The following is a 3241-nucleotide window of genomic DNA, read 5'->3' as shown; positions in this document are numbered from 1 at the left end:
CCCCTGCTGGTGCTGAGCGTCGCGATCGTGCTGGAGAGCTTCTCGCTGCGCACGGCCGTCATCGAAGCGAACAAGGCGCGTGGCGACCAGAGCCTGGTCTCCTTCATCCGGCACGCGAAGCAACCCGAGCTGCCCGTCATCCTCCTCGAAGACATCGCTGCCCTCATCGGCCTGGTGTTCGCGTTTGCGGGCGTCGGGCTCTCGCTGCTCACCGGTAACGTCATTTGGGACGCCATCGGCACGATCGCGATCGGCGTGCTGCTGATCGGTGTCGCGGTGATCCTCGGCATCGAGACGAAGAGCCTGCTGATCGGCGAGGGAGCGTCGCGTGCCGATGTCGAGAAGATCCGCAAGGCTTTCAATGACCACCCCAAGGTCGAGGCGATCATCCACATGAAGACCCTCTACCTCGGACCCGACGAGTTGATGGTCGCCGCGAAGGTCGCCGTGCCGAAGTCGACCAGGGCGACGGATCTCGCGAAGGCGATCAACGAGATCGAGTTGGCGGTGCGTGAGGCCGTTCCGCTCGCCCGCGTGATCTACATCGAGCCCGACATCTACGTCGCCGGGTCGAACACCTCCACCGACGCGATCGTCATCCCGGGCCACGACTAACCGGGCCACGACTAACCCGCCGTCGACCGCGGCACCTGCGAGAATCGCGTCATGGAATCGCTTGACATCGTTCGCCACGTCGTACTCGCCGTGCACTTCCTCGGCCTCGCCGCCATCGTCGGCGCCTTCTTCGTTCAGATGCGAGCCACAGACGGCTTCGCCACCGGGGTTGTGCTCACCGGCGCGATCACCCAGGTGGTCACCGGTCTCGCGCTCGTCGGACTGCGCCAGGCGAGCGACCTCGAGGTCGACAACACCAAGATCGCCGTGAAACTCGGAATCGCGCTCGTCGTGCTGGTCGCCGCGATCGTCGCCCACGTGCAGCGACGGCGCGGCGGGAAGGTGAAACCGGCCTTCCACACCGCCGGCGGGCTTGCCATCGTCAACGTGCTGGTCGCGGTGCTCTGGCCGTAGCGAAGAACTCCCGCAGCAACGCCGAGCTCTCGTCGGCAAGCACATCGGGCACAACTTCGACGCGGTGGGGGAGACGCCGGTCGCGCAGCAGGTCGTAGACGCTCCCGGCGGCACCGGCTTTCTCGTCCCACGCGCCGAACACGACGCGAGGAATGCGGGCCGCGAGGATCGCGCCGGCGCAGAGCACGCACGGCTCGAGCGTCACGACGAGGGTCGTTCCGGTGAGGTGCCAGTCATCGCGAACTTCCGCGGCCCGGCGGATCGCGACGACCTCGGCGTGCGCCGTCGGGTCCTGATGCTTCTCGCGTTCGTTGCGACCGTGCGCGAGCACCGTGCCATCGGCATCCAGAATCACCGCTCCCACCGGTACATCGCCCGTCGCGAGGGCGAGTTCGGCCTCCGCGAGGGCGAGACGCATCGCGGCCTGATCGGAGGTGGGGGTGGGCTCGATAGCATCGACCCTATGCGCTTGCACGTGGCCGACCACCCGCTCATCACGCACAAGTTGACGGTGCTTCGCGACGTCAAGACGCCGTCGCCGGTGTTCCGCTCGCTCGTCGAAGAGCTGGTGACGCTTCTCGCCTACGAGGCGACCCGCAATGTGCGCACGCACGCCGTCGAGGTGACGACTCCGGTGGCGCAGGCCCACGGCCTCGCGATCAGCGAACCCCGCCCGCTCGTGGTGCCGATCCTGCGGGCCGGCCTCGGGATGCTGGAGGGCATGGTCAAGCTCGTCCCGACTGCTGAGGTCGGCTTCCTCGGCATGATGCGCGACGAGGAGACCCTGCAGCCGACGACCTACGCGAATCGGTTGCCCGACGATCTCTCCGACCGGCAGTGTTTCGTCCTCGACCCGATGCTCGCCACGGGGGGATCGCTGAGCGCCGCCATCCAGTTCCTGTTCGACCGCGGCGCTGTCGACGTCACGGCGATCTGCCTGCTCGGCGCGCCCGAGGGCGTCGAGCATGTGCGACAGGCCACCGAAGGGCGTGACGTGACGGTCGTGCTGGGCGCGCTCGACGAGAAGCTCAACGAGGTCGGCTACATCGTTCCGGGCCTCGGCGACGCCGGCGACCGGCTCTACGGGCTGGTCTGAAGGCGTAACGAAACGTCGCAAGGTTGCGAAGCGTTACGCCGGTGAGTCAGACTTCTGGGCATGACCGGTTCTTCGCGCGCTCTGACCTCCCTCGAGGTGATGAGGGTGCGTGCGGTCATGTGTTGTCGAATGTGTGCGTAGCAGACGCCCTCCCCGAGTTCCCTGTGCCTGTGCAGCGTGAACTCCCCCGGCCCCGGATCCCCGGTTCCGCCGGACGCATCTGGCCCACACACTTCGAGGCGGTTCGCGATGGATGACCCCACGCCGCCTCCTTCCGACCAAGGATTCGACACCATGTCTCTCGCAACGCTCTCTCAGCTCCACCCCGCCGTCCGTCCCGCACCGACGGCGACGACGCCCGAGCCCACCGCCCCGGTCACGCGCATCCGTGCCGTTCCCGAGGGGACCGAAGCTCGCGGCTTCGCCCTCTACGTCGGCATCGACGAGGCGAAAGCCGAGGCGGCCGGCACCGATCTGCCACGCATCGTCGAGGCGGTCAAGCGGCTGCTCGCCGAGACCGTACCCGGCGCCGAGACCTACGCCTCCGTCGCGCTCGCCCCGATCGGCGCGGGCGGCCGCGATGTGGATGTCGTGCGCCTCGCCCTGCAGGATCCGGCGGCGCTCGCGAAGCACCGTCAAGCGACCGTCACCGAGAAGCCCGAGCCGAAGGGCGGGGTCGTGATCGACATCTCGCGCAAGCGCGTGCTGCTCGACGGCGACACCGCGCCGCTCACCTACAAGGAGTTCGAGCTGCTGCAGTTCCTCGTGCTGCGCGAGGGCCGCACGATCGACCGCGCCGAGATCATCTCGACGCTGTGGGGCGAGACCGACGACGAGGAAACGCCGAACGAACGCACGATCGACGTGCACGTGCGGCGGCTGCGCAGCAAGCTCGGAGCCTACGAAGACATCGTGCGTACCGTGCGCGGTGCGGGCTACCGCTTCGACCGGCACGCCGACGTCACGATCCGCTACGCGTCGACGCCCTCACCCGACGTCTTCTGAGCGGCTCCGGCGCTCGGTTCAGACGGCGGGGACGATGCGGATGTCGCGCACGGCGCCACCGTCGAGGGCGGCCAACGAGAGCTGGTACGCCTCGCTCTCATACGCGGCGAC

5 protein-coding genes are annotated in these 3241 nt (G+C 68.1%); 4 read left to right on the top strand and 1 reads right to left on the bottom strand.

Annotation, left to right across the window (positions count from 1 at the left end; all coding sequences use genetic code 11):
• Positions 1-615: cation diffusion facilitator family transporter (locus tag RMO30_RS01965; protein ID WP_397427878.1), on the top strand; the 615-nt coding region annotated here is incomplete at its 5' end.
• Between the two features lie 51 nt (positions 616-666).
• Positions 667-1029: a hypothetical protein gene (locus tag RMO30_RS01960; RefSeq protein WP_309708806.1), complete on the top strand. Its 363-nt coding sequence runs from the start codon at positions 667-669 to the stop codon at positions 1027-1029.
• Here RMO30_RS01960 and tadA read toward each other — a convergent pair.
• Positions 998-1480 (bottom strand): tRNA adenosine(34) deaminase TadA, encoded by a 483-nt coding sequence (tadA, locus tag RMO30_RS01955; RefSeq protein ID WP_309708809.1) that lies wholly within the window; start codon positions 1478-1480, stop codon positions 998-1000. The genes RMO30_RS01960 and tadA overlap by 32 nt on opposite strands.
• Before the next feature lie 12 nt (positions 1481-1492).
• On the opposite strand from tadA, the gene upp reads away from it, so the two are divergent.
• Both upp and RMO30_RS01945 read left to right on the top strand, forming a co-directional pair.
• A complete protein-coding gene (gene upp, locus RMO30_RS01950; RefSeq protein WP_309708803.1) occupies positions 1493-2125 on the top strand; it encodes a uracil phosphoribosyltransferase in 633 nt (210 codons plus the stop codon).
• A gap of 294 nt (positions 2126-2419) precedes the next feature.
• Positions 2420-3130 carry a winged helix-turn-helix domain-containing protein gene (locus RMO30_RS01945; RefSeq protein WP_309708800.1) on the top strand — a complete coding sequence of 237 codons (711 nt, stop codon included), beginning with the start codon at positions 2420-2422 and terminating at the stop codon, positions 3128-3130.
• The last annotated feature ends 111 nt before the right edge of the window (positions 3131-3241 follow it).

Source organism: Pseudolysinimonas sp., assembly GCF_031389465.1.
Lineage (GTDB): Bacteria > Actinomycetota > Actinomycetes > Actinomycetales > Microbacteriaceae > Pseudolysinimonas_A.
Note: the sequence above shows the minus strand (reverse complement) of the source record. Positions and strands in the feature narration are given on the sequence as shown.